The sequence below is a fragment of the Brenneria corticis genome (assembly GCF_003115855.1).
Lineage (GTDB): Bacteria > Pseudomonadota > Gammaproteobacteria > Enterobacterales > Enterobacteriaceae > Brenneria > Brenneria corticis.
In genome coordinates, this window is sequence record NZ_KZ819071.1 from 98,434 (window position 1) to 122,547 (window position 24,114).

21 protein-coding genes and 1 pseudogene are annotated in these 24,114 nt (G+C 58.1%); 17 read left to right on the top strand and 5 right to left on the bottom strand.

All coding sequences use genetic code 11. From position 1 onward, the window contains the following. Positions 1-48: 48 nt before the first annotated feature. Together DDT56_RS00485 and DDT56_RS00490 are read left to right on the top strand one after the other, a co-directional pair. Positions 49-1,416 carry a hypothetical protein gene (locus DDT56_RS00485; protein WP_136164563.1) on the top strand — a complete coding sequence of 456 codons (1,368 nt, stop codon included), beginning with the start codon at positions 49-51 and terminating at the stop codon, positions 1,414-1,416. 42 nt (positions 1,417-1,458) lie between these two features. Continuing rightward, entirely contained in the window at positions 1,459-2,373 is a 915-nt protein-coding gene (locus DDT56_RS00490; protein ID WP_136164564.1) for a delta(1)-pyrroline-2-carboxylate reductase family protein, read from the top strand. Between the two features lie 48 nt (positions 2,374-2,421). Here DDT56_RS00490 and DDT56_RS00495 read toward each other — a convergent pair whose 3' ends face one another. Continuing rightward, on the bottom strand, positions 2,422-3,009 hold the full coding sequence (locus DDT56_RS00495; protein ID WP_136164565.1) for a helix-turn-helix domain-containing protein: 588 nt from the start codon (positions 3,007-3,009) through the stop codon (positions 2,422-2,424). 322 nt (positions 3,010-3,331) lie between these two features. On the opposite strand from DDT56_RS00495, the gene amaB reads away from it, so the two are divergent. The 13 genes from amaB to DDT56_RS00560 all read left to right on the top strand — a co-directional run bounded on the left by amaB (position 3,332) and on the right by DDT56_RS00560 (position 18,784). Next, the gene (amaB, locus tag DDT56_RS00500; protein ID WP_136164566.1) at positions 3,332-4,846 is read left to right on the top strand and encodes an L-piperidine-6-carboxylate dehydrogenase; all 1,515 of its coding nucleotides are present in this window, start codon (positions 3,332-3,334) and stop codon (positions 4,844-4,846) included. 58 nt (positions 4,847-4,904) lie between these two features. Then, on the top strand, positions 4,905-6,047 hold the full coding sequence (locus DDT56_RS00505) for a branched-chain amino acid ABC transporter substrate-binding protein (RefSeq protein WP_136164567.1): 1,143 nt from the start codon (positions 4,905-4,907) through the stop codon (positions 6,045-6,047). Between the two features lie 70 nt (positions 6,048-6,117). Continuing rightward, on the top strand, positions 6,118-7,044 hold the full coding sequence (locus DDT56_RS00510; protein ID WP_136164568.1) for an ABC transporter permease subunit: 927 nt from the start codon (positions 6,118-6,120) through the stop codon (positions 7,042-7,044). After that, positions 7,041-8,333 (top strand): high-affinity branched-chain amino acid ABC transporter permease LivM, encoded by a 1,293-nt coding sequence (gene livM, locus DDT56_RS00515; RefSeq protein ID WP_136164569.1) that lies wholly within the window; start codon positions 7,041-7,043, stop codon positions 8,331-8,333. Before DDT56_RS00510 ends, livM begins: the two co-directional genes overlap by 4 nt. A 2-nt stretch (positions 8,334-8,335) precedes the next feature. After that, positions 8,336-9,163 carry an ABC transporter ATP-binding protein gene (locus tag DDT56_RS00520; protein WP_136164570.1) on the top strand — a complete coding sequence of 276 codons (828 nt, stop codon included), beginning with the start codon at positions 8,336-8,338 and terminating at the stop codon, positions 9,161-9,163. Then, positions 9,163-9,879: an ABC transporter ATP-binding protein gene (locus tag DDT56_RS00525; RefSeq protein WP_136164816.1), complete on the top strand. Its 717-nt coding sequence runs from the start codon at positions 9,163-9,165 to the stop codon at positions 9,877-9,879. The genes DDT56_RS00520 and DDT56_RS00525 overlap by 1 nt, the downstream gene beginning before the upstream one ends. A 39-nt stretch (positions 9,880-9,918) precedes the next feature. After that, entirely contained in the window at positions 9,919-11,232 is a 1,314-nt protein-coding gene (locus DDT56_RS00530; protein WP_210416947.1) for an NAD(P)/FAD-dependent oxidoreductase, read from the top strand. Next, the gene (locus tag DDT56_RS00535; RefSeq protein ID WP_210416948.1) at positions 11,219-12,517 is read left to right on the top strand and encodes an aminotransferase-like domain-containing protein; all 1,299 of its coding nucleotides are present in this window, start codon (positions 11,219-11,221) and stop codon (positions 12,515-12,517) included. Before DDT56_RS00530 ends, DDT56_RS00535 begins: the two co-directional genes overlap by 14 nt. A 586-nt stretch (positions 12,518-13,103) precedes the next feature. After that, complete coding sequence (locus DDT56_RS00540) at positions 13,104-13,634, top strand: hypothetical protein (RefSeq protein WP_136164571.1); 531 nt, start codon at positions 13,104-13,106, stop codon at positions 13,632-13,634. A gap of 12 nt (positions 13,635-13,646) precedes the next feature. Then, positions 13,647-15,248 carry an ABC transporter substrate-binding protein gene (locus DDT56_RS00545; protein ID WP_136164572.1) on the top strand — a complete coding sequence of 534 codons (1,602 nt, stop codon included), beginning with the start codon at positions 13,647-13,649 and terminating at the stop codon, positions 15,246-15,248. A gap of 94 nt (positions 15,249-15,342) precedes the next feature. Beyond that, positions 15,343-16,320: an ABC transporter permease gene (locus tag DDT56_RS00550; RefSeq protein ID WP_136164573.1), complete on the top strand. Its 978-nt coding sequence runs from the start codon at positions 15,343-15,345 to the stop codon at positions 16,318-16,320. Continuing rightward, positions 16,320-17,171, top strand: a complete 852-nt coding sequence (locus DDT56_RS00555; protein ID WP_136164574.1) for an ABC transporter permease — start codon at positions 16,320-16,322, stop codon at positions 17,169-17,171. Before DDT56_RS00550 ends, DDT56_RS00555 begins: the two co-directional genes overlap by 1 nt. A gap of 62 nt (positions 17,172-17,233) precedes the next feature. Beyond that, a complete protein-coding gene (locus DDT56_RS00560) occupies positions 17,234-18,784 on the top strand; it encodes an ABC transporter ATP-binding protein (protein WP_246856688.1) in 1,551 nt (516 codons plus the stop codon). A gap of 162 nt (positions 18,785-18,946) precedes the next feature. Here DDT56_RS00560 and DDT56_RS00565 read toward each other — a convergent pair whose 3' ends face one another. The 4 genes and pseudogenes from DDT56_RS00565 to DDT56_RS00585 all read right to left on the bottom strand — a co-directional run bounded on the left by DDT56_RS00565 (position 18,947) and on the right by DDT56_RS00585 (position 22,011). Next, complete coding sequence (locus DDT56_RS00565; protein ID WP_256373216.1) at positions 18,947-19,375, bottom strand: GNAT family N-acetyltransferase; 429 nt, start codon at positions 19,373-19,375, stop codon at positions 18,947-18,949. Position 19,376: 1 nt separating this feature from the next. Beyond that, positions 19,377-20,843: a Fic family protein gene (locus DDT56_RS00570; protein WP_136164577.1), complete on the bottom strand. Its 1,467-nt coding sequence runs from the start codon at positions 20,841-20,843 to the stop codon at positions 19,377-19,379. Positions 20,844-21,150: 307 nt separating this feature from the next. Then, positions 21,151-21,385: pseudogene (locus tag DDT56_RS24695) on the bottom strand (type I restriction enzyme endonuclease domain-containing protein); the annotation flags it as partial. A 347-nt stretch (positions 21,386-21,732) separates the two neighbouring features. Continuing rightward, positions 21,733-22,011, bottom strand: coding sequence for a CopG family ribbon-helix-helix protein (locus DDT56_RS00585; RefSeq protein WP_136164578.1), 279 nt, complete (start codon positions 22,009-22,011; stop codon positions 21,733-21,735). A 673-nt stretch (positions 22,012-22,684) separates the two neighbouring features. On the opposite strand from DDT56_RS00585, the gene frmR reads away from it, so the two are divergent. Then, a complete protein-coding gene (frmR, locus tag DDT56_RS00590; RefSeq protein ID WP_136164579.1) occupies positions 22,685-22,960 on the top strand; it encodes a formaldehyde-responsive transcriptional repressor FrmR in 276 nt (91 codons plus the stop codon). A 34-nt stretch (positions 22,961-22,994) separates the two neighbouring features. Beyond that, on the top strand, positions 22,995-24,104 hold the full coding sequence (gene frmA / locus DDT56_RS00595; RefSeq protein WP_136164580.1) for an S-(hydroxymethyl)glutathione dehydrogenase: 1,110 nt from the start codon (positions 22,995-22,997) through the stop codon (positions 24,102-24,104). The last annotated feature ends 10 nt before the right edge of the window (positions 24,105-24,114 follow it).

The following is a 24,114-nucleotide window of genomic DNA, read 5'->3' on the forward strand; positions in this document are numbered from 1 at the left end:
GGATCGAGAAATCCGACAATGGCGCCTAACTGACCCGCAGGTGATCGCTTGAGCTTATTTGAATATCTTTCCGGATGCGCCCATCTACTGGCGGTTATCGCCTTGCTTCTGGCTAATCTCTTTCCGGATTCTCCCTGGCTGGCGATAGCCATGGGCGCCACGGTGCTGGCCACTTTGCTGCGTTTTACCGCTCTGTCGCGGCTTGCTCAGGGTTTTTTCCTGGGCGCGATAGCGGCCTTTGGCTGGGTAGCCTGGCGTTATCCTTTGCACCAGCACGTCATCATTCAGGCGCTGGCTCAGGGGGCGGCCTTTTCGTGTCTGTTGATCGTTCTGGGCTTGCTGCGTTACCCGGTAAGCCGCTCGGGGACCGTGCGCGAGGCCGCCGGCTACCTGCTGTCGTTTCCCGCCGGTCGCCGCTATGTGGCGGTTAACGCGGGCAGCCATTTTCTCAGCCTGCTGTTTAACGTCGGCATCATTCCGCTTATCGCCGATCAGCTGGGCAACGGTGGAAATAAACCGTCCGAGGATGAACGGCGAATTATGCTGCTGGCGGGTATGCGCGGCGCGGTGCTGATGACCATCTGGTCGCCCATGGGGTTGGGGTTCGCCATTGTCACTACCGCGCTGACGGCGCTGAACTCGATGTATTTCGTCGCCGCCGCCTTTGCGTCGGCGCTGCTGATTATGGCCGTCACCTGTTTCTGGGCGATGCGCTGCGAGGGCGTCGAGGTCGACGTTCCTGCCCCCGCGCGGGCGGCAGCGGGATCCCCGCGCACCCTGCTCGGCGTGCTGCTCGCCTGCGCGCTGCTGCTGGCCGGCGTGATCGGTATCCATATCTGGCTGCAATGGTCTTTCGTGGTTTCAACGGTATTGGTGCTTCCCCTGTTCGCGCTGGGCTGGCTATGTCTGGAGCGCTCGGCGCCCGGCACGGATCTGGTGCAGGATGCCCGCCATATCTTCAGGAATATCGGCTCCATGCGCATGGAAAGCGCGATTTTCCTTTCGGCCAATGTCATTGGCGCGGCTATCTCGCTGACCATCCAGCAACAGCCCGGATGGCAGGCGTTACAGTCGGCTCACTTCCCGGCGCTGGCGGTGCTGCTGGCTTGTCTGCTGATTGTCCCGCTGGCCGGCGCCCTGTTTATTCCCCACTCGATCTTCGTGGTGCTGCTGGCGCAGATATTCGGCGCCAGCGAACTGGGGCTAACGCACCCGATGGCGCTGGCGCTGGCCCTGACGCTGGGCTGGGCGATGGCGATCGCCGTCTCTCCCATCAGCGCGATGTCGTTGCTTACCGGCTCGCTGTGCGGGGTCAGGCCGCAAAAAGTCGGCCTACAGTGGAACCGCGGCTTTGTGGGGCTGATGTTCATCGTTTCCGCCGCTATCATTGGCGTGGCCTATTGGTATGGCGGGTAAATACGCCGCCCACTGCCGTCACTTATCCTGAGGAGCGTTTTTATGCAATTTTTCGATGCCGCGGCGACGGCCAAACTCCTTCCTTACGACCGTTTGGCGGACGCGCTGGACCTGATGGCCCGCCAGGCCCTGAGCGGACAGGCGCAGGCGCCGGTGCGCCAGAGCGTACCCGCTCAGAACGGCGGCGTGCTGCTGCTGATGCCGGCCTCCGACGCGCGGCACCTGTGCGTGAAATTGCTTACCGTGCATGCGGGCAACCCCGATCGCGGCCTGCCGGCGATTCAGGGCGAACTGGTGCTGATGCGCGCCGATACCGGCGAACGCCTGCTGTCGCTGGATGCGCCGACGGTCACCGCCCGGCGCACGGCGGCGCTCTCCCTGCTGGGCGCGCGCAAACTGGCGCATCCGGATGCCGATACCCTGCTGCTGATCGGCTCCGGCGTGCAGGCGAAAGAACATATTCAGGCTTTTGCCCGGCAGTGGCCGTTGCGCCGGGTGCGTATTTTATCCAGGCGTCCGTCGCGCGCCGCGGCTCTGGCGGACTATGCGCGCGAACATTTGGGGCTGGATGCGCAAGCGATTGAGGCGGTGGACGAACGCGAGGCGCAGGCCGGACTGATCGTCGCGGCCACCACCAGTCGTACGCCGGTGCTGTCGGTATCGGTGCCGGACGACAGCACCATTATCGCCGTCGGCGCCTATCAGCCGGAGATGGCGGAGATCGCGCCGGCGGTGGTGCATAGCTGCGACCTGTTCGTCGATACGCTGGAAGGCGCTCGGGAAGAGGCGGGCGATTTGATGCAGGCCGGGGTAGAGTGGAGCCGCGTGGAGCCGATTGGCGGCATCCTGAACCCACGTCCCCGTCAGGGCCGCCCGGTGATGTTCAAAACCGTAGGGAGCGCGCTATGGGATCTGGCCGCCGCGAAACTGGCGGCGGAAATGGCCGGCCTGGCCTGATCCTGCCGTCAGCGCCTGGAATAGGCGATTTTTCACGCCGCCCATGCCCTATGGGTGGATGGTGCTGACCCACAGCACTTCGGCGTCTTCTTCGCTCAGGCTGATCACCCGGTGCCCCATACGGCTGTCGATGTACCAATTATCCCCGGAGGCCAGATCCACCGGCTCATAGAATTCGGTGAACAGGCGGACCTGGCCGCTCAGCACATAGACGAACTCCTCGCCGGTATGACGGCTCCAGTCGTCGAATTCGCTGAATGCGCGTGCGACGATCTTCGAACGAAACGGCACCATCACTTTGTTGGAAAGGTCGTTGCACAGCAGCATATGGTGGTAGTAGGGAGTATCGTGCGGCATCCCCGCCCCCGCGCGCGTAATGCAGCGCCGCCCCGCGCCCATCGGCGCCCGCCGTATGGCGAACAGTTCGCTCAGGTCGATACCGAATCCGTCGGCCAGCTTGATTAGCGCGTCGTAAGTCGGCGACATCTGCTCGTTTTCGATTTTGGACAGGGTGGAGCGGGCCAGCCCGCAGGCCCGGCTGGCCTGCTCCAGCGTCCATCCTTTACTGGTCCGCAGGCCGCGGATGCGCTGGCCCAAAGCCGTTTCGGCAGATGGTTTGTCAATTCCAGTATTCATTTCATTATCCTATAAGTGCACCAATCAATGTGGCTGAGTGCGCTAAACATCAACTTTTCGCCCCAAAACGGGGCAAGACGTCGTTGCCGATTAAATCAGAAATTCATTTCCTTACCCAGGCGTTTGTGCACCATCCGCTCTTATTTTTCCATTATTCCCAGGTAAATCATAGCCGATGGCGTTAGTAGCGCTGGTAGCTATTACTCCTAAATGGATTCATGGCATGAAGTTTGCTTTTCTTTGCGTGCCTTATAGGAAACTTTTTTCATTATGATAAATCATTGGCGTTGATATGCCAAAGCGATCTCTAAGCGAGTATTTTATGAGTCAAACAGCTATCCAGGTCCAATCCTTACTGTCACAGCTCGGCGTTGCGCCGCATCTTATTACCGACGGCGATCTGCCGGTACGCTCCCCCATCGACGGCTCCGTCATCGCGCAGGTTCGTCGCGCCACGCCGGACGAACTGCGGGACGGCGTGGCGCGCGCCGTTGAGGCGTTCAAAACGTGGCGCGACGTCCCTGCGCCGCGCCGCGGCGAGCTGATCCGCCTGCTCGGCGAGGAGCTGCGCGCCGGGAAGGAGGCGTTGGGCAGCCTGATCTCGCTGGAAGCGGGCAAGATCCTCACCGAGGGCCGGGGCGAAGTGCAGGAGATGATCGATATCTGCGATTTCGCCGTGGGCCTGTCCCGACAGCTGTATGGTCTGACCATCGCTTCCGAGCGCCCCGGTCACCGCATGATGGAAACCTGGCATCCGCTGGGCGTGGTGGGGGTGATCAGCGCTTTCAACTTTCCGACCGCGGTGTGGTCGTGGAATTTCGCGCTGGCCGTGGTATGCGGCGATCCGGTGGTCTGGAAACCCTCTGAAAAGACGCCTTTGACCGCGCTGGCCTGCCAGGCGATGTTCGAGCGGGCCGCCAGGCGTTTTGGCGAGGCGCCGCAGGGGCTGAGCCTGGTGCTGCCGGGGTTGCGCGACGTCGGCGAGGCGCTGACGGACCATCCCGACGTGGCGCTGATCTCCGCCACCGGCAGCACCCGCATGGGGCGCGAGGTCGGCCCGCGCGTGGCGGCCCGCTTCGGCCGCAGCCTGCTTGAGCTGGGCGGCAACAATGCGGTGATCGTCACGCCCTCCGCCGACCTCGATCTGGCGGTGCGCGGCATTCTCTTCGCCGCCGTGGGAACCGCCGGGCAGCGCTGCACCAGCACGCGCCGGCTGATCGTGCATGCCGACATCCGCGACGAACTGGTGACGCGGCTCAAAAACGCCTATGCGAAGCTGCCCATCGGCAATCCGCTGCAACAGGAGACGCTGATCGGCCCGCTGATCGACCGCGCGGCGTTCGACGGCATGCAGTCGGCCATCCAGGCGGCGCGCGCGGAAGGCGGCAAGGTCTTCGGCGGGGAGCGCGTGCTGCAAGCGGAGTTCCCGGATGCCTACTACGTCCGGCCGGCGATTATCGAAATGCCGGCGCAGACGGATTCCGTACGCCGCGAAACCTTCGCCCCCATCCTGTACGTACTGAGCTACGACGACTACGCCGACGCGCTGGCGCTGCAAAACTCGGTTTCCCAGGGACTTTCCTCCGCGCTTTTCACCAACGATCTGCGCGAGGCCGAGACCTTCGTGTCCGCCGGCGGTTCGGACTGCGGTATCGCCAATGTGAATATCGGCACCTCCGGGGCGGAGATCGGCGGCGCTTTCGGCGGCGAGAAGGAGACCGGAGGCGGCCGTGAATCGGGGTCGGACGCCTGGCGCAACTATATGCGCAGGGCGACGAATACGGTCAATTACTCCCGTGATTTACCGCTGGCCCAGGGCGTGCGCTTCGATATTTAAGCGCCGAGCCGCTGCGCCGCCGGATATTCATCCCCCAACCTATATAAGGAAGTTTGCCATGTCATTTTCCACCATTCGCCGCACCGCCATCGGGCTGACCGTCGCCGCGCTTGCCTTGGCCTGCGCTCCCGGCTGGGCCCAGTCCACGCTGAAAATCGCCGTAGCCGGCCCGATGACCGGCGCCAACGCCAGCTTCGGCGAACAACTGCGCCGCGGGGCGGCGGCGGCCGTTGAAGACATCAACCTTGCCGGCGGCGTCAACGGTAAAAAACTGGAGCTGGTGGTGGCCGATGACGCCTGCGATCCCAAACAGGCGGTGTCGGTCGCCTCCAGGCTGGCCGAGCGGGATAAAGTCGTCGGCGTGGTCGGCCATTTCTGCTCGTCCAGCACCATCCCGGCCTCCGACACCTATGCCGAAGCCGACGTGCTGATGGTGACGCCCGGCTCCACCAACCCTTTGGTCACCACCCGCAAGCTGCCCAATGTCATGCGGGTATGCGGACGTGACGATCAGCAGGGGGATATCGCCGGCGATTACATCGTGCGGGAGCTCAAGGCGGCGCGCGTGGCCATCGTCCACGACAAGGACACCTACGGCAAAGGTCTGGCCGATGCGACCAAGGCGCGGCTGAACGCTTTGGGCGTCAGGGAAGTGCTTTATGAAGGGCTGAGCCGCGGCGAAAAGGATTTCAACTCGCTGGTCACCAAGATCAAGGGCGCCAATGTGGACGTGGTCTATTTCGGCGGTCTGACGGCCGAAGGCGGCGCGCTGCTGCGCCAGCTGCGCGAACAGGGGGTGAAGGCGGTGTTTATGGGCGGCGACGGCCTGGCGGATAAGGCGTTGCTCACCTCCGCGGGCGGCGGCGGCAACGTGAACGGCATGCTCATCACCTTTGGCGACGATCCGCGCGAAAAGCCGGAAGGACAGGCCGTGGTGCAAAAGCTCCGTCAGGTGGGCTATGAGCCGGAAGGCTTCACCCTCTATTCCTACGCCGGGGTGCAAACCGTCGCCGCCGCGCTCAAGGGGGCCCAGAGCACCAGCGGCGCCGAGTTGGCCGACTGGCTGAAAAAGAATCAGGTGCAGACCGTGCTGGGAACCAAATCCTGGGACGCCAACGGCGACCTGAACAGCGCCGACTACGTGGTTTACCAGTGGAAGGCCGATGGGAGCTATTCAAAGATTGCCAGCAATGCCCCGTAGCGCGTAGTTCCAGGCTGCTCAGCCGTTCTGGGAGGCTCTTGGGCCTCCCGCCCACAGCGAGAGTTATTCAATGGATTTGCATATTTTTATCCAGCAGTTAGTCAATGGCCTGGTCCTTGGCGCTATTTACGGTCTGATCGCCGTCGGCTATACGATGGTGTACGGCGTGATCGGCATGATCAATTTCGCCCATGGCGACGTGTATATGGTTTCGGCCTACGTCACCGCCATCGCCCTGAGCGTATGCGCCTATTTCGGCATCAGTTCGGTACTGCCCATGCTGCTGATCACGCTGGCGGCGGTGGTGCTGGTCACCGGCACCTATGGCTGGGTGATCGAGCGGGTGGCCTACCGTCCGCTGCAGCAGTCCACCCGGCTTGCGCCCCTGATCTCGGCCATCGGCGTGTCGCTGTTCCTTCAGTCCTATGTGCAGCTGTCCCAGGGTCCGAACCTGCAAGGCATTCCGACGATACTGAAGGGGGCGTTCGTCCTGCCGCTGGGAGCCGAGCCTGGCAATTCCGTACAGATCACCTATCCGCAGGCGTTGATTATTCTGGTCTCCGCCGCCAGCATGGCGCTCCTGACCTGGATTATCGCCAAAACCCCGCTGGGGCGCTCCTGCCGCGCGACCCAGCAGGATCCGCGGATGGCCGTACTGCTGGGCATCAACACCCGCTACATCATTTCCCTGGTATTCGTCATCGGCGCGGTGATGGCCGCCATCGCCGGCCTGCTGGTCACCCTCAACTACGGCTCCTTCGATTTCTCGATAGGTTTCGTCATCGGCATCAAAGCCTTTACCGCCGCGGTGCTGGGCGGCATCGGTTCGCTGCCCGGCGCCCTGCTCGGCGGCTTACTGCTGGGCCTGCTGGAGTCGGTTTTCGCCGGATTCGTCAGCTCCGATTACAAGGACGTGTTCGCCTTTTCGGTACTTATCATCGTGCTGGTATTCAAGCCCAGCGGTCTGTTCGGTAAACCCGCCGTGGAGAAAGTATGACTCTATCTTCTGCTTCCCATTCCGCCAGGCCCGCCGTTACGGCGCGTGCTTTCGCGCTCGACCTGGCGGCCACCTTTGTGATTTCGATGGTGGTATTCGGCCCGATAACCGGGTTGCGGCTGAGCGGCTTCGACTTTATTCCTGACTGGCACCGGCCGCTGATCCTGTCCGCGATAGTGACGGCGGGCCGCGGGTTATTCCGCGCGCTTTGGCTTTCGCCGCTGGGGCACGCCTGGCTGCAACGCAAAAAGGACAAATCCATGCGGGTCCGCACCGTTCCCGCTTCCCGGCGTCAGCATCTGGTACTGATACTGCTGACGGTTATCGTTCTCGCCGTGGCGCCCTTCCTGATGGAGAACAGCTCTTATCTGGTCAAGGCGATTATTCTGGCGCTGATCTACGTGCTGCTGGGGCTGGGCCTGAATATCGTGGTGGGGCTGGCGGGACTGCTGGATCTGGGCTACGTCGGGTTTTACGCCCTGGGGGCTTACCTGCTGGCGCTGGGACACCAGTTTCTCGGGCTGGATTTCTGGACGGCGCTGGTGCTGTCTCCCATTGCGGCAGCCATTCTGGGCGGCCTGCTGGCCTTTCCGGTACTGCGAACGCACGGCGACTATCTGGCGATTGTGACCCTGGGATTCGGCGAAATCATCCGCCTGGTGCTGACCAACTGGGTGGACGTCACCGGCGGCCCAAACGGGATCCAGGCGCCGGCTCCCACGCTGTTCGGCATGGAGTTCTTTCGCGTGGCCAGGGACGGCGGCGTGCCGTTCCACGAAGCCATGGGGCTGCCCTATAACCCCAACACGCGCTATCTGTTTATCTACATGGTGCTGGTCGCGGTGGTCGCGCTGATGGTGTTCGTGGTGGATCGTCTGCGCCGCATGCCGATGGGGCAAGCCTGGGAGGCCCTGCGCGAAGACGAAGTCGCCTGTCGCTCGCTGGGGATTAACCACGTAACGGTCAAGCTGTCGGCTTTTATCATCGGGGCGATGACCGGCGGCATCGCCGGCGTGTTCTTCGCCAGCTACCAGGGATTCGTCAATCCCAGCTCTTTTACCTTTTTCGAGTCGGCGCTGATTCTGGCCATTATCGTGCTGGGCGGCCTGGGGTCCATTACCGGCGTGATTATCGCGGCCTTCGCCCTCACGCTGGCGCCGGAACTGCTGCGCGACTTCGCCGACTACCGCATCCTGCTCTTCGGCCTGCTGATGGTGTTGATGATGATCTGGCGGCCTCGCGGCCTGATCGCCACCCGTCGTCCGGTGATTGAACTTCCGCGAGGTTGAATATGGAACCTGCCTATCTTCTCGAAGTGTCCGGTCTGGGGATGCAGTTTGGCGGCATCAAGGCCCTGACCGATGTGAATTTCAACGTCCGCCGCAACGCGATCACCGCGCTTATCGGACCAAACGGCGCCGGCAAGACCACCGTCTTCAACTGCGTCACCGGCTTCTATCGCCCCACCGACGGCCAGATTTGGCTATCGACGCCGCGCGGCATAAGCGAAGTCGGCGCCCTGATGCGTTCCATCCTGGGCGGCACGCACAGCGTGGCCCGCGCCGGTATCGCCCGCACCTTCCAGAACATCCGTTTATTCAAGGAAATGACGGTGCTGGAAAACCTGGTGGTGGCTCAGCATCAGCAGCGCAATCACAACCTGCTGGCGGGGATACTGAGCACCCCTGGCTACCGCAACGCCGAAAAGCGGGCCATCGCCACGGCCTGCGAATGGCTGGAGCGCGTCGGTCTGCTCGACAGCGCCGGCCGGCTGGCCGGCGAACTGCCTTACGGTCATCAGCGCCGGCTGGAAATCGCGCGCGCCATGTGCACCAACCCGACGCTGATTTGTCTGGACGAACCGGCCGCGGGATTAAACCCGCGCGAGACCGCGGAGCTGGCCGCGCTGATTCGCCGACTGCGCGATGAGCATGGCGTTACCGTACTGCTGATCGAACACGATATGGAACTGGTGATGAACATCTGCGACCACATCGTGGTGCTCAGCTACGGACGGGTAATCGATCAGGGCAAGCCCGATCACGTCGCTAATTCGCCGGTGGTGATCGAGGCCTACCTCGGCGCGCCGGCCGAAGAGCTTCACCGGGAGGAACCATGATGAGCGCTCCCTTGCTGGACATTCGCGGCCTGGACTCCGGCTACGGGCCGGTGCAGGCGCTGCGCAATATTTCGCTGCAGGTAAACGAAGGGGAAATCGTGGCGTTGATCGGCGCCAACGGCGCGGGCAAATCCACCCTGCTGATGACGATTTTCGGCCAGCCCAGGGCGCGCGGCGGCCAGATCTTTTTCGCCGGTCGGGAGATCACCGCTCTGCCGTCGTATCAGGTGGCGCGCCTGGGGTTGGCCCAGGTGCCGGAAGGGCGGCGCATTTTCCCGGCGATGACGGTGGAAGAGAACCTGCTGATGGGAACGGTTGCCGTGGGCATGCGCCATTACGCGCAGGATCTCAAGGCGATGTTCGAACTGTTTCCCCGCTTGCAGGAGCGCCGTTATCAGAGTGCGGGCACCATGTCCGGCGGCGAACAGCAGATGCTGGCGATTGCCCGCGCCCTGATGGGGCGCCCGCGCATGATTCTGCTGGACGAACCCTCTCTGGGGCTGGCGCCGCTGATCATCGCCGACGTCTTCCGCGCCCTTAAGCGCATCGCCGCGGCGGGCAGCACCATCTTTCTGGTCGAGCAAAACGCCAATCAGGCGCTCTCGCTGGCGGATAGGGGCTACGTGCTGGTCAACGGCGCCATTTGTCTGGAAGGCAGCGGACAGGCGCTGCTCAACAATCCCGATGTTCGTAAGGCTTATTTAAGCGGCCATTAACCGATTTTCACTGTTGGCATTTTTGAGAGGGTTAGAACCATGTTTGATAAAGCGACGTCTATGCAAAGCGATCCCCTTTCCTTCGGCCTGTGGGAAGCCTCCGCGCCGCCGGCTCCGCAGACCGCTGCGCTTACTACGCATCTGGACGTGGATATCGCGGTGATTGGCGCGGGCTATACGGGGTTGTCCACCGCGTTGCACTGCGCCAAAGGCGGCGCCGTTGTTGCGGTGCTGGAAGCCAAAAGCATCGGTTACGGCGGTTCGGGGCGCAACGTCGGCCTGGTCAACGCCGGGATGTGGGTGATGCCGGAAATTCTTACCCGCACGCTGGGGACGCATTATGGCGACCGTCTTCTGAACCTGCTGGGCGACGCGCCTGATCTGGTTTATGAACTCATCAAAAACTATGACATTGAATGCGAGGCCGTGCACAACGGCACGATACACTGCGCCGTGGGCTCGCGGGGGCTGCGGGAGATTCGGGAACGCTGCCGCCAGTGGGCCGATCGGGGCGCGCCGGTGGAAGTGCTCGACGCCGAGGAAACGGCGCGGCGAACCGGCACCCGCGCCTATGCCGGTTCGCTGTTCGACCGCCGCACCGGCACCGTCCAGCCGCTGGGCTATGTGCGCGGTCTGGCTCACGCGGCGCTGCGCGAAGGGGCGCAGATCTATACCGCAACCCCGGTTACGCAAATACATGACGCGGGTACGCACTGGGAGCTGAGCACCTCCGGCAGCGGTACGGTCAGCGCGCGCAAGGTGGTGGTGGCCACCGAATCCTACACCCTTGAAGAGAGCCCATGGGGCCAGCTGTGCAATGAACTGGTCTATCTTCCCTACTTCAACTTCGCCACCCGGCCGCTGACGGCCGAACAGCAGCGCGAGATCCTGCCCAATCGTGAAGGCGCGTGGGACACCAGGACGGTGCTCTCCTCCTTCCGGTTCGACCAGCAGGGCCGTCTGGTATTCGGCAGCGTGGGCGCGCTGCGCGGCCATGGCCTTAGCGTGCATCACCAGTGGGGGCGCCGCGCGCTGACCAAGCTATATCCGCAGTTGCAGGATATTCCTTTCGAGTACGAATGGTACGGCGAGATCGGCATGACGAACGACAACCTGCCGCGCCTGCACAAGCTGGCGCGCGACACCTACACCTTCTGCGGTTACAACGGCCGCGGCATCGCCCCCGGCACCACGCTCGGCCGGGAAATGGCCAGGCTGGTGCTGGAGCAGGCCGGCGAACAGGATATGCCGCTGCCGGTTACCACCACGGCATCGGCGTCGCTGCGCGGCATCAGAAACCAGATGTACGAACAGGGCGCTTCCCTGGTGCATTTTATGGATGCCCGTTTCTAACCGATGCGGCGCCTTTGCCCGTTTGCGCTCGCCGGCGGCGGTCGACCGCCGCCGGCATGACTTCTTTTGCCAGGATTCAGCCATGATTTCTTTCGCCAGAAATTTCATCAGCCCGTCAGGTTCGCCGATCCGCGAACTGTTTCCCTACCTTAACCGGCCCGGCATGATCTCCTTCGCCGGCGGCTATCCTTCTCCCGAGCTGTTTGATGCCGAGGGCCTGAGGCAGGCCGCCGCGCAGGCGTTGCAGGACAGGGTCGGCAGCCTGCAGTATGGCGCGACGGAAGGCTCTCCCGCGTTACGCGGCGGCATTGCCGAATTGCTCGCGACGCGCGGCATACGCAGTTCACCGGCGGAGATCCTGGTAACCACCGGATCGCAGCAGGCTTTCGATCTGCTGATCCGCGTGCTGATCGAACCTGGCGATAACGTATTGATCGAGACGCCCGCCTATCCCGCCGCCATTCAGGCCCTGCGGCTGGCCGGCGCCAACCTGCTGTCCGTCCCCACGGACGAACAGGGTCTGGATGTGGCGGCGCTGGAAGCCCGGCTGCGGGACAATCCGCAAGAGGCGCCGAAACTGCTCTATCTGGTTCCCTCGTTCTCCAATCCGTCGGGAGCGCTGTTGCCGCTGGCGCGGCGGCGTACACTCGTCGAACTGGCCCGCCGGCACGGCTTCCTGATCGTGGAGGACGACCCGTATGGCGAACTGCGTTTCAGCGACGACGCCTTGCCCACGCTGTATGAGATAGCCCGGCGGACCCAGGAAGACGACGCGCCGGTGGTATATCTCTCCAGCCTGTCCAAAACGGTTTCCCCCGGACTGCGTATCGGCTGGATGGTCGCCTCGCCGGAGCTGTACCGGCGGTGCGTCATCGCCAAGCAAACCGCGGACTTGTGCACCTCGACGCTGGCGCAGTCCGTCGCGGTCGCTTATCTCCAGTCGGGCCGCTATGCGGCAAGCGTGGCGCGCGCCTCGCAGGAATATCACGCCCGCATGTCCGCGCTGGTGGACGCGCTGCGCGGCAGGCTCGGAGCGCGCCTGCGCCTGACGCCGCCCCAGGGCGGCATGTTTCTGTGGGTAGAGAACGTCGCGGACGTCAACGCGGAAGCGCTGTTCCACGCCGGCGTGCGCCGGGGCGTGCTCTATGTGCCCGGCAAGGCCTTCTACCCGGATGCCCGCCCGACCGGCGCCATGCGCCTGTCCTTCGCCGCGCCCAGTATCCCGGACATCATCGAAGGCGTGAATCGCTTAGCCCAGGCTTATGAGGAGGTTGCCGGCGGATAATCAGGCGGCGACCGGCGAACGTAAACAGGTTTCGTTTGGGACAAAACGCTCCGTTTTTTTTGAGTCAAAATTGACGGTTTAAATGCTGGCGGGACAATATCTATTTATTCAATAAAACCCTATGCCGATTTTCGCATTTTATAATGATTAATTGAGCATGTTTGCTGTGTATTATTCATGTAGAATTCATCGGTTTTCTATTGTGTTTCCGTTTTTATCTCCACGGAGTGGGTGTTATATTTTTGTGATTGTTTTGTTTAAAATAAATATTAATTCAGCTTAATAAATTAGCGCGGCGATATAATTTTCAATTAATGAAAAACCATTAATATTTTGTATTTATCAAAATATATTTATTACGTGTTTTTTAATGGAAATGGAATCTCGAACCAAGTTTGAGATAGGTGTGTGAATGATTTATTCAGTATTCAAACGTAATACCCTAAATAATTCGAGTTGCAGGAAGGCGGCAAGGGAAGGAATCCCGATGAGCTTACTCAAGTAAGTGATTCGGGTGACTGAGCGTAGCCAACGCACATGCAGCTTGAAGTATGACGGGTATATTAAAATATTTAAAGGAATTATTATGGCAGAGACCCTTATCGACCTCGTCTCTTATGAAAAATTGAATTTTGCGCAAAAATCAACATATTACTCAAAATTGGCGCGCGATGGGCGCGTGACCAATATGCAACGCACGCTTCTGCATTCGATCACGTCTTTCGATACGTTTATGCGATCATACAATCTGCGGGATTTCCTGGTTCCGATTTTTGGACGTCGGGCGATTTGGATTTTCGCCCATACTATTTCCGAGGGCACGGACTGCCTTATCTGTTCGACCTTTTTCCGGCGCCTATTGATCGATGCCGGTATTTCCCCGGATTCATATGAACCCACTGAGGATGAGAAACATCTTCAATCGCTTGCCCGCGCTTTTCTCAATAACGGACATGGCGTCGACAAGGAGAGCTGGGCCGCCCTGAAAGATAAGTATAACGATGAAATACTTACCGCCCTTATTTCATATGGCACCATGGTAATAGCGAACAATCTATTCAACAATATCGTCAATCCACCGCTCGACGAATATTTATACGACTATACGAAGCCGTAAAAGGAAAACGTTATGAAGCTGGACAGAAGAGACTTCATGCTGCTTATGGGAAGTTCAGTGATGTTGCCGGTTTTCGGGAGTTCATTCGGGGCGCGGGCGCAGGAGTCCGTAACCGGCGGAATGTTGCGAATATTTTTGAATGAGCCGACTTCACTTTGCAGCGCCTTCAACTCGGCGGGTCAGATTGCACAGATTTCACCAAAAATTTTCGACGGCCTGGTCGAATATGACTTCGATATGGTTCCGCAACCTCGTCTGGCGACCTCTGTCGAGTTGTCCGCTGATGCGAAAACGCTGACCATTAAGCTGCGTGAAGGGTTGCGGTGGCATGACGGAAAACCGCTGACTTCGGCGGACGTGCAGTTCTCGGCGATGGAGGTATGGAAAATCCTGCATCCGCGAGGCAGGGCGACTTACGGAACCCTACGTGAAGTCGAAACGCCGGACGAAACGACAGCGATCTTTAGATTCTCCAGCCCTGCCGGTTTTGTGCTGAACGCGCTTAATTCAAGCGAGGCGCAGGTGATTCCGCGTCATATCTACCAAGGAACGGATATTCTGACCAACCCGGCCAATATCTCTCCCGTTGGCAGCGGTCCGTTCCGATTTGTGGAGTGGCGGCAAGGTGAATATATATTGCTGGAGCGGAATCCGGATTATTGGGATAAAGGCAAACCCTATCTCGATCGGATTGTGGTTTTATTACAACAGGACCCTTCATCCCGCGCCATCGCCTTTGAGACCCAGGAAGTTGAATTCGCCGGCGCGGTGCCGGTCTCCTTTGCGGACGCGCGGCGGCTGGACGCCTTGCCCTATATCGAGGTGCCGGACAAAGGTTTTGAAGCTTATGGCAATAATGTCTTCACGGAGGTGAACCTGCGCCGTCCTAACCTTCAGGATGTTCGCGTACGGCGCGCCATCCTGCATGCCATCGACCGGGAATTTATCCTTAAAAACATCTTTTTTGGTTTCGGTTCAGTGGCAACCGGGCCGGTTCCACAAACCATCACGAAATTCTACACTGCCGATGTGCCGCAGTACCCGTTCGATCCGGAACTGGCGCAGACGCTGCTGGATGAGGCCGGCTTTACGCCGGGCGCGGATAATCTCCGTTTACGCTTGACGATCGATGCGCCGCCCTCGGGGGCGGGGGTTTACATTGCCGTGGCCGAATATATCAAACAGGCGCTGAGGATCGTTGGAATCGATGCGACGATTCGTAGCAGTGATTTCGCCACCTTCTATAAAAGAATATATACCGATTACGATTTCGACCTGACGGTCACCGGCGCCTCGGCGCTTACCGATCCGACGATTGGCGTCCAGCGCTTCTTCTGGTCGAAAAATATCACTCCCGGCGTGCCGTTTTCCAATTCGTCGGGTTATGCGAAACCGGAAACGGATGCACTTCTCGAGGCCGCCCAAAGAGAGCCTGACTCACAAAGGAGAGTTGAAATATTCTATAAATTCCAATATCTTGTCGTGACGGATCTGCCGATTTTGCCACTGGCCGACGTGCCGTATTTCGCGGTGAAAAATACCAGGGTTCACAACTCGGAACTGACGCCATTCGGCTCGGCCGGGAGTTTCGCAGACGTTTATCTCACCCCTTGACTAGAGTAGTTGGGATATCGCTGATGTCCGGTACAAAAACATCCAGCGCGGTGAGAAAAACCGATTATTCGAAAATTCCGAAGGAAATGCGAAAATGCCGGCATATGCCTCCTTTCTTAGCAAAAGGATCTTTCAGTCATTTTTGATCGTTGCGGGGATTATCGTCATAAACTTCGCCGTACTGTCTCTTCCGACTGGCGATATGGTTGACGTCATGACTGCGCAAGGTGGTGGGGCTGATGCTGGCTATGCGCATCAACTTCGTGAGCAGTTCGGCCTCGATCGACCGTTATACATGCGGTTCCTGTCCTATGTATCAAATTTGGTCCAGTTTGATCTCGGCTATTCTTACACACGAAACATGCCCGTTCTTGATGCAATTTTAGACCGGCTTCCCGCGACGATATTGCTGATGAGCACCGCTATTCTCAGCGCCTTTGCCATCGGGCTGCTGATGGGGGGGATTGCCGGAAAAAACGCGGGAAATGCGCTTGATTCCCTGATTTCACTATTAGCGCTTATCGGCTACGCCATGCCGCTGTTTTGGCTCGGCCTGCTGCTTTTGATGCTTTTCACCATCCAACTCGGCTGGCTGCCCTCGTCGGGGATGAAGACAATCGGCATGCAAGGGGGCATTGCGGCTCAATGGATTGACGTTATGCGCCACCTTATTCTGCCCGCCCTTACGCTTACGGTCTTCTATCTGGCGATTTTCACCCGCCTGGTGCGCTCCTCGGTTATTGAAGTCTCCGAACTTGATTTCGTCAGGACCGCGCGGTCGAAGGGAATGTCGGAAGGACGGGTTTATCGACACCATATCATTGCAAACGCCCTGCTGCCGGTATTAACGATGCTGGGGCTGCAAATCGGGTCGATGCTGGGCGGCACGGTGGTGGTGGAAACGATCTTCGCCTGGCCGGGCCTCGGCAGGCTGACTTATGATGCGATTTTCTCCCGCGATATTAATCTGTTGATGGGGATTTTGTTCCTTTCGTCAATCTGCGTCGTGTTCACCAACCTCATCGTGGATCTGCTTTACTGCTGGGTGGATCCGCGCATTGGACTGTATTGATGATCTCAACTGACTCCGTAAAGGCGGCGATCCGCAAAGCCCGCCGCCGGCCGATTCCGATCATAGGGTTCATGATCCTTGTTCTCTATGTGATTATGGCCCTGTCCGCAAAGTTGATATGGCCGAATGGGCCCTGGTTGCAGGCGGGCGCTCCCTATACGCCGCCTTTCGCGGAGGCGGCTCTGCCCTTCGGAACGGACAACCTCGGCCGCGACGTCATGGCAATGCTTGCCTACGGGGCAAGGATTTCGTTGATCATTGGCGCTGCCTCAACGCTCGCCGCAACGGTGATCGGGGTGGTTGTCGGCGCGACGGCGGGCTATTCCCGTCAACTGGTGGATGACGCGCTTATGCGTATTACCGAGGTCTTCCAAACCATTCCGAGTTTTATATTCGTGATCGTGCTGGTGGTTATTTTCTCTCCTTCGATAACGACAATCACATTTGCCATCGCAACCGTGTCGTGGCCTCCGGTTGCGCGGCTTGTGCGGGCCGAATTCATATCCCTTCGCTCGCGGGTGTTCGTGCAATCATGCCAGTCAATCGGTATGAGCCCTCTGCGCATAGCGGCGGGCGAAATCTTGCCGAACTGTTTTTCCTCGGTCATCGTCATGTCGTCGGTCATGGTAGCCACGGCGGTTCTTATCGAAGCGGGGCTGTCATTCCTCGGACTCGGCGACCCGAATATGCCCTCATGGGGCGGAATGGTCTCAACGGGACGACCGGTCATCCGAACCGCGCCATATCTGACCGTTATTCCCGGCCTGGCGATTTTTCTGATGGTACTGGCAATCAATGTGGTCGGCGAGGGCCTTAACGACCATCTAAACCCCAGGCTGCGCAACCGATGACGGCGCCGCTTCTCAGTATAAATTGTCTCAGCGTGCGGCTTCCCGATGGAGCAGACCGGGATATGGCGTTGCGCGATGTGACCATCACGGTCGGCCGCAATGAAATCGTCTGTCTTGTTGGCGAAAGCGGTTCGGGCAAATCAATCATCGCCAGCAGCATAATGGGGCTGTTGCCGACGGGCGTACGCGTCGTAGCGGGATCGGTAAAACTTGGCCGTTGCGATCTCCTCCAGCTCAATTCCCGGCAGTTGCGCGACGTCAGAGGGAAAAAGATCGGCCTGATCTTTCAGGAGCCCATGACGGCGCTTAATCCGCTGAAGCGGATCGGCGACCAGATCGCCGAAATGTTCCTGCTGCACACGGATCTGTCCGGAAACGACATCCATCAACGGGTGATCGATAACCTCGTCGCCGTGGGTATTCCCGATCCGGTTTTATCCTACAAAGCCTATCCGCATCAGCTTTCGGGCGGGCAGCGTCAGCGTGTCATGATTGCGATGGCAATGGCGCTGGACCCTGACCTTCTTATCGCCGATGAACCCACGACGGCGCTCGATGTCACGACCCAAAAACAAATCCTCGAACTTATCCGGAAATTACAACAGCGTAATGGAACCGGCGTCCTGTTTATCACCCATGATTTCGGCGTGGTCGCGGACATAGCAGACCGGGTTGTGGTGTTGCAGCAGGGCCGCGTCGTTGAAGACGGCAGGGCGGCCGATGTGCTTGGCAACCCTCAGCATCCCTATACCCAGTCGCTTATCGCCGCTGTTCCCCGTCTTGAGCCGCGCCCGCCGCGCCTTATCGCCTCCGAGAATGTCGTTATGCAGGTGACGGACATGAGTAAGACATATGGCCGTAAGGGAATATTCGGCAAGGGGCGGGTGGTGCATGCGTTGTGCGGCGTCAGTTTTGAACTGAAAGCGGGACATATCCTGGGAATTGTCGGGGAAAGCGGTTCAGGAAAATCGACGCTTGCGCAAACCATTGTCCGGCTGGTCGAACCGGATAGCGGCAAAACGCTGATCGACGATATCGACTACACGGCGCTGTCAGCCAAAGAGCTGCGCCGCCATAGGGGACTGGTTCAGATGGTGTTTCAGGATCCTTTCTCCGCATTGAACCCGCGTCGTAAAGTGAAAGATCTTATCTCTCAGCCCATGACGGTTCACGGTGTGTCCAGCGAGGAGGCTTATCACCGTGCAAGGGAGCTTGTGGAACTGGTCGGCCTTGATGACAAGGCGCTGAATCGGTTCCCGCACGAATTTTCCGGCGGTCAGCGGCAGCGGATCGGCATTGCCCGCGCCCTGGCGCTCGAACCAAAAATCCTTGTCGCTGACGAAGCCGTATCGGCGCTTGATGTATCGATACAGGCAAAGGTTCTGGCTCTGCTCGAACAGCTGAGGGAAAAACTCGGCCTGTCAATCGTCTTTATTACCCATGACTTACGTGTGACGGCCCAGATATGCGATGAGATCATCGTGATGAAGGACGGCAAAATAATCGAATACGGCGACACCGCCAGAATATTCGCCAATCCGCAGGATAACTATACCCGCCTCCTGTTGGCATCCGTGCCGGGCTATACCGGACGCACCGCAATTGAAGATTGAGGGGATTCTGGCGTTGATGGCGACCAGGCGGCAGCATCAAATTGGAACGGTCTGAGAATAAGCCTTGGCGTTTCCAGGTGCGGTTGTAGCATGGTAGTCCTCCATGATAATGGCTAAAACAATCACCAGTAAACATGATAGCGAGTCCATATCCGAGGAAAATTACATCAACTCGTTGCGGGTTATGCTGTAATTCACCAGCCTTACCCGGCGGCCGTTAATCTCCTCCGTTACCGGCGATTCTGGTTCTTTTCGCATGCCGCAACGCCGCATGACTTTTTCTGAAGCGGCATTATTGTCGTAACACCGGGCGTTAATCTGTTGTAGCCCCAGTCGGCTGAAACCATAACGAAGCATCTCTAGCACCGCCTCGGTACAATAACCTTTTCCCCAGTATGCCGCGCCCAGCCAGTAACCCAGATGGGGCGTCTCATTTTCGGGCAATCTTAGATTGACGACGCCAATTAAGTTCATTGACGATCGCAATATTATCGCCAGGGTGATAGCTCGCTCCGTCTGCATGGCAGAATAGAATTGGTTCAGTAATGAAGTGAATCGTTCATTGTGCGTTGGTTCTATTAAATGGACCATCTCATGCACGATCACCTCCAGAATTCTGCTGCGCCAACCAGCTTTTACCCGCCGGCGTAAGTCGATACCTTTGTCGACTGCTTCTGGGTTTGTCCGGAATCGTCATTTCGATGAATCCGCCCGCCAGCGCCGGGAGAAGATAGGTATTGCGGAAGTGATCTTCATGCTTCAATCCCAGAGCGGCCTGGATGTCCGACCGCTTCATTTCCCCTTGCATTACCGTCAGTAACCGCAACACTTCCCCGGTGACTTCCCCGGTGACTTCCCCGGTGACTTCCCCGGTGACTTCCCCGGTGACTTCCCCGGTGACTGCTTCTGTCAGTGGTCGCCGGATAACCACGCGAAACTGGTTAGCCGCTACATCGTCGATAAGATCGATGGCCGGCCAATCCTGCAATGCGCGGGGAATTCCGGTGCCCAGGCCGCGGTAGGGCAGGATATGTACGGTATGCTCGGTCAGCGTGGGATTACGCCGGTTAGTGGCTCCGCGACGAATGGCCTCGGTGCTCAGGCTGTCGGGCAGATGGCCGGGACTGATGATTTCCACCCGATCGGCGAATACCATCAGGCGAATGGAAGCGCTGGTGAAATAGTCGCGGTGAATCAGCGCATTGACCAATAACTCTTCCAGCGTCTGTTCCGGAATTTCCAGTTTCCCTAGCGTATTGAAGCCTCGTCCGGCCTGTACATGACGCAGATTACGGCGGATAAAGGCGAAGCTGCGCTGGTATTGCTCCAGCAATGTGCCGCCGATGTCTTCGCTGTCCAGATAGCGGGTATCGTGCAGCGTTGTGCCGGGGAAAGCGACGGCTTTGACTTCGAAAGCAGGCCGCCAACGCTGCGGTTGGTGGCCGAATAACATCAGTCCGGTCAGGTTCAGTTCGCGTCCATCGCCCAGACTGAGGTTTTGCAGCAATTGTTCCAGCGGCCGGTCAGCCAACTCGACATCCTGACCGTAACGGCGATTGAAATAGTCATGGAAAGCCTTGTCATCAATATCTGCCGACGACGTACCGGCTATCGGCACCACATCTGCATAGACCAAGCCGGCGAGTTGGAACATGCGCTGCATCTCTTCGCGGGCTGTCACATGGCGCTTATCCGCCCCTTGCTTGACCCAAATGCGACCCTGGTGATCCACATAGGGTTTGGCAAGTCCATCGGGCACGCTGATCGCCATCACGATGCCGTTGGTCGTCTGCACGTTTTCAGTCAGAGGATGTACCGGCGGGCGCACGTGCTGCGAGGCGGCATTGCTTAGCAACTGATTCAGACGTCGCACGGCGCCAGCATCCAACCCCAATACCGAACCATCATCCGCTACGCCGATAAACAACCGGCCGCCGCCGCTGTTGGAAAAAGCCGCCAACTCAGCGGCCATACTATCGGCATTAGTGGCGTCGCGTTTGAACTGGTGGCGGCTGTCTTCGCCGAGAGCCAGTTGGTGCAGGAGTTCGGCTTCGGTCATGGTTACATGGCTCCCTCTGGAATGAATCCATTTTTTCGCATCCAGCCTAAAGTATTAACCCAGCATTCTCTAGGTATTCGTCGCTTCGATTCATGCCAGATGAAGCTTTCAATATTCTTTTCGGTACTTACCATTTAGGTTTCCATCGAAATGTAACCAACTGAACCGCCCAGGGATCACGGAGATTATACTATCCGCTGAACGCTGCATAATGACAGGCCTGAGCGGAGATATATTTGTTTTCGGTGGGGGAAAGTGTAGCGCTGGCGGGTACTTCCATTTTCAGTGTGCGCCGCAACAGAATCCGCATCACGCACCTGCCAGTCCACGGTGGTGCTGTTGCGTAGCTTTTCGGTGATCTTCTTGAGGGGGTAGTCGCCCAATTCTCGCACGGCGCTTTCATTATTGACCAAGGCGTCGTAGAAGGCGATTTCGTCCAGGGTCAGCCCCAGAGCCGCTTCGCGCTCCAGCGCTGCTTGGAAGTGCTTGGCCATCTGGATCAGTTCCTCAATGACATGCGCCGTCTCCACAGCACGGTTGCCCGATGATTGTATCAGTGTGTGATAATCATCGGCGATCAAAAATGCACGGCAAGGCGCGAACGGCATCGTTCCTTTGCTCTAAAGTCACGGGCGACGCGCGGCAGACATGCCGCATCGGCAAGGCCATGACGTGGTTGCTCTGGATCAGGCCACAGATCGCACATAGTCAAACATGCGCTTGAGCTGGCCGCGCTCCTGGCCGGTTGCTGCGTCGAAGCCTTGTTCTTTCTTGCGCCTGCTCGGCAGCACCTCGATAAGTATAGAGGCTAGGAAACGCGGACATCTGATTGATTTACAATTGTATTTTTGTATGGCGGGCACAATTATGGATATAAAACGGAAGATGCTTATAACTCTACAGGAATATCCGTTTCCGCTTCCGTTCCCCAACCACGCAGCCAGGTTTTGACTTCATCACCAGTCAGATGCAAGCCGGTTTCCTGATATTCACGCCAGGAATCAAGCGCTTCCTGCTTAAAGCTTTCGCGCGCCTCTTCACGTTCAATATATTGAGTGATAGCGGCAATCATCAGATAATGCGGGCTACGATCGCGAGAAGCCGCCAGTTTTTTAACTCGTTCTTTAAGGCTGTCGTCGATTTTGAGTGTGGTGCTTGATGTTGACATGATACTGGCCTCACAAGGAGTACAAGGTGTTACCTTTTACTAGTTTATCTTGTGCGTCCGATGCAGAAGCGGGAATATAGTTTTATCTGTTTGATTTATAATGGTATCTAGTGGTCCGTTTTTATGTGATGGACACGTTTATGGACACAAAAAATGCATCATGAATAATGTATTGAATCTCATAGTTTTTCAGATTCCGATGCGTGTTTTCCAGCGAGTAAACCGTCGCGCCAGATAGCGACCATCAGCTTGCTGCGACACAATATCGGTTTGCCAGCCGGAGCGGTGGGCGATAGCGCATAGCGTGTCTGCATCAATATTCAGCCCCCGGAAGGGGGGCCCAGCATCAGCAGCGTATCGAAGTGCTCTTCCTGCATCGTCCAGATATCCGCACGGCGCGCGTCCTAGACGCCGGCGCGCCGCATAATGTCCACAGCCTCTGGGCAGTCGTCATGTCCCCCGAACTTCGTATATATCTCTTGTTTTGCAGGCAGAGCTCCTTTCTGTCTGCATCCCCCGATATTGATATCCAACTGGTTCCTGCATCACGTGAACAATTCGGTTTTGGAGATATTTGCACTCTTTTACGCCTTCTATACTATAGGGGAGTATGTGTTGACATGTAATATATACTCCCCTATAGTATATAAAGTCGAAAATGAGGAGGTAACAAATGCCCAGTACTCCGCAAGAGAAAAAAAAGGTTCTCACCCGGGTTCGCCGTATTCGCGGTCAGATTGATGCCCTGGAAAGAGCGCTTGAAAATGGTGCTGAATGCCGTTCCGTTCTCCAGCAGATAGCCGCCGTCCGTGGTGCGGCTAACGGACTGATGGCGGAGGTTCTCGAGAGCCACATACGTGAAACCTTTGACCAGAATGACAGCTACAGCCACGAAGTCAGTAAATCGGTTGACGATACGATTGAACTGGTTCGTGCCTATCTTAAATAGCTGAAACCATTACCACATTGAGGAACAACTACACATGAAATCACGTGCCGCCGTTGCATTTGCACCGGGGAAGCCCCTGGAAATTGTTGAAATTGATGTTGCACCACCAAAAAAAGGCGAGGTGCTGATTAAAAACACCCACACTGGTGTCTGCCATACCGATGCATTTACCCTCTCCGGTAATGACCCAGAGGGTGTTTTCCCTGTTGTGCTTGGGCACGAAGGGGCCGGAGTCGTTGTTGAAGTGGGGGAAGGTGTTACCAGCGTCAAGCCGGGTGATCATGTTATTCCGCTTTACACCGCAGAATGCGGAGAGTGTGAGTTCTGTCAGTCCGGGAAAACCAACCTCTGCGTATCGGTTCGTGAGACTCAGGGTAAGGGTCTGATGCCTGACGGTACAACCCGTTTTTCTTACAACGGCCAGCCACTTTACCACTATATGGGATGCTCAACCTTCAGTGAATACACCGTAGTGGCCGAGGTTTCTCTGGCAAAAATTAATCCGGCGGCAAACCATGAGCATGTCTGTCTACTGGGATGTGGGGTGACTACCGGTATTGGCGCCGTCCACAACACGGCAAAAGTGCAGCCGGGTGATTCTGTTGCCATTTTTGGTCTTGGCGCGATTGGTCTGGCTGCAGTCCAGGGGGCCCGTCAGGCAAAAGCGGGACGTATCATCGCTATCGATACCAACCCGACAAAATTTGACCTGGCCCGACGGTTCGGCGCCACCGACTGCATTAATCCGAACGATCATGACAAACCGATTAAGGATGTTCTTCTGGATATCAACAAGTGGGGTATTGATCATACCTTTGAATGTATCGGTAACGTTAACGTCATGCGTGCAGCACTGGAAAGTGCTCACCGGGGCTGGGGTCAGTCAGTGGTTATCGGCGTGGCGGGTGCCGGGCAGGAGATTTCCACCCGTCCTTTCCAACTGGTAACCGGCAGGGTATGGAAAGGTTCCGCTTTTGGTGGAGTAAAAGGCCGCACGCAGCTGCCCGGCATGGTTGAGGATGCAATGAAGGGCGACATCGAGCTTGAGCCGTTTGTGACCCATACGATGATGCTAGATGAAATTAATGAGGCCTTTGAGCTGATGCATGAAGGTAAATCCATCCGGACGGTGATTCATTACTGAGTTCCACCGG

What these genes read in the sequence shown, in the direction of transcription:
- DDT56_RS00490 (WP_136164564.1), top strand. Translation starts at nt 1,459, where the DNA reads ATGCAATTTTTCGATGCCGCGGCGACGGCCAAACTCCTTCCTTACGAC.
- DDT56_RS00495 (WP_136164565.1), bottom strand. Translation starts at nt 3,009, where the DNA reads ATGAATACTGGAATTGACAAACCATCTGCCGAAACGGCTTTGGGCCAG.
- amaB (WP_136164566.1), top strand. Translation starts at nt 3,332, where the DNA reads ATGAGTCAAACAGCTATCCAGGTCCAATCCTTACTGTCACAGCTCGGC.
- DDT56_RS00505 (WP_136164567.1), top strand. Translation starts at nt 4,905, where the DNA reads ATGTCATTTTCCACCATTCGCCGCACCGCCATCGGGCTGACCGTCGCC.
- DDT56_RS00510 (WP_136164568.1), top strand. Translation starts at nt 6,118, where the DNA reads ATGGATTTGCATATTTTTATCCAGCAGTTAGTCAATGGCCTGGTCCTT.
- livM (WP_136164569.1), top strand. Translation starts at nt 7,041, where the DNA reads ATGACTCTATCTTCTGCTTCCCATTCCGCCAGGCCCGCCGTTACGGCG.
- DDT56_RS00520 (WP_136164570.1), top strand. Translation starts at nt 8,336, where the DNA reads ATGGAACCTGCCTATCTTCTCGAAGTGTCCGGTCTGGGGATGCAGTTT.
- DDT56_RS00525 (WP_136164816.1), top strand. Translation starts at nt 9,163, where the DNA reads ATGAGCGCTCCCTTGCTGGACATTCGCGGCCTGGACTCCGGCTACGGG.
- DDT56_RS00530 (WP_210416947.1), top strand. Translation starts at nt 9,919, where the DNA reads ATGTTTGATAAAGCGACGTCTATGCAAAGCGATCCCCTTTCCTTCGGC.
- DDT56_RS00535 (WP_210416948.1), top strand. Translation starts at nt 11,219, where the DNA reads ATGCCCGTTTCTAACCGATGCGGCGCCTTTGCCCGTTTGCGCTCGCCG.
- DDT56_RS00540 (WP_136164571.1), top strand. Translation starts at nt 13,104, where the DNA reads ATGGCAGAGACCCTTATCGACCTCGTCTCTTATGAAAAATTGAATTTT.
- DDT56_RS00545 (WP_136164572.1), top strand. Translation starts at nt 13,647, where the DNA reads ATGAAGCTGGACAGAAGAGACTTCATGCTGCTTATGGGAAGTTCAGTG.
- DDT56_RS00550 (WP_136164573.1), top strand. Translation starts at nt 15,343, where the DNA reads ATGCCGGCATATGCCTCCTTTCTTAGCAAAAGGATCTTTCAGTCATTT.
- DDT56_RS00555 (WP_136164574.1), top strand. Translation starts at nt 16,320, where the DNA reads ATGATCTCAACTGACTCCGTAAAGGCGGCGATCCGCAAAGCCCGCCGC.
- DDT56_RS00560 (WP_246856688.1), top strand. Translation starts at nt 17,234, where the DNA reads ATGGCGTTGCGCGATGTGACCATCACGGTCGGCCGCAATGAAATCGTC.
- DDT56_RS00565 (WP_256373216.1), bottom strand. Translation starts at nt 19,375, where the DNA reads ATGGTCCATTTAATAGAACCAACGCACAATGAACGATTCACTTCATTA.
- DDT56_RS00570 (WP_136164577.1), bottom strand. Translation starts at nt 20,843, where the DNA reads ATGACCGAAGCCGAACTCCTGCACCAACTGGCTCTCGGCGAAGACAGC.
- DDT56_RS00585 (WP_136164578.1), bottom strand. Translation starts at nt 22,011, where the DNA reads ATGTCAACATCAAGCACCACACTCAAAATCGACGACAGCCTTAAAGAA.
- frmR (WP_136164579.1), top strand. Translation starts at nt 22,685, where the DNA reads ATGCCCAGTACTCCGCAAGAGAAAAAAAAGGTTCTCACCCGGGTTCGC.
- frmA (WP_136164580.1), top strand. Translation starts at nt 22,995, where the DNA reads ATGAAATCACGTGCCGCCGTTGCATTTGCACCGGGGAAGCCCCTGGAA.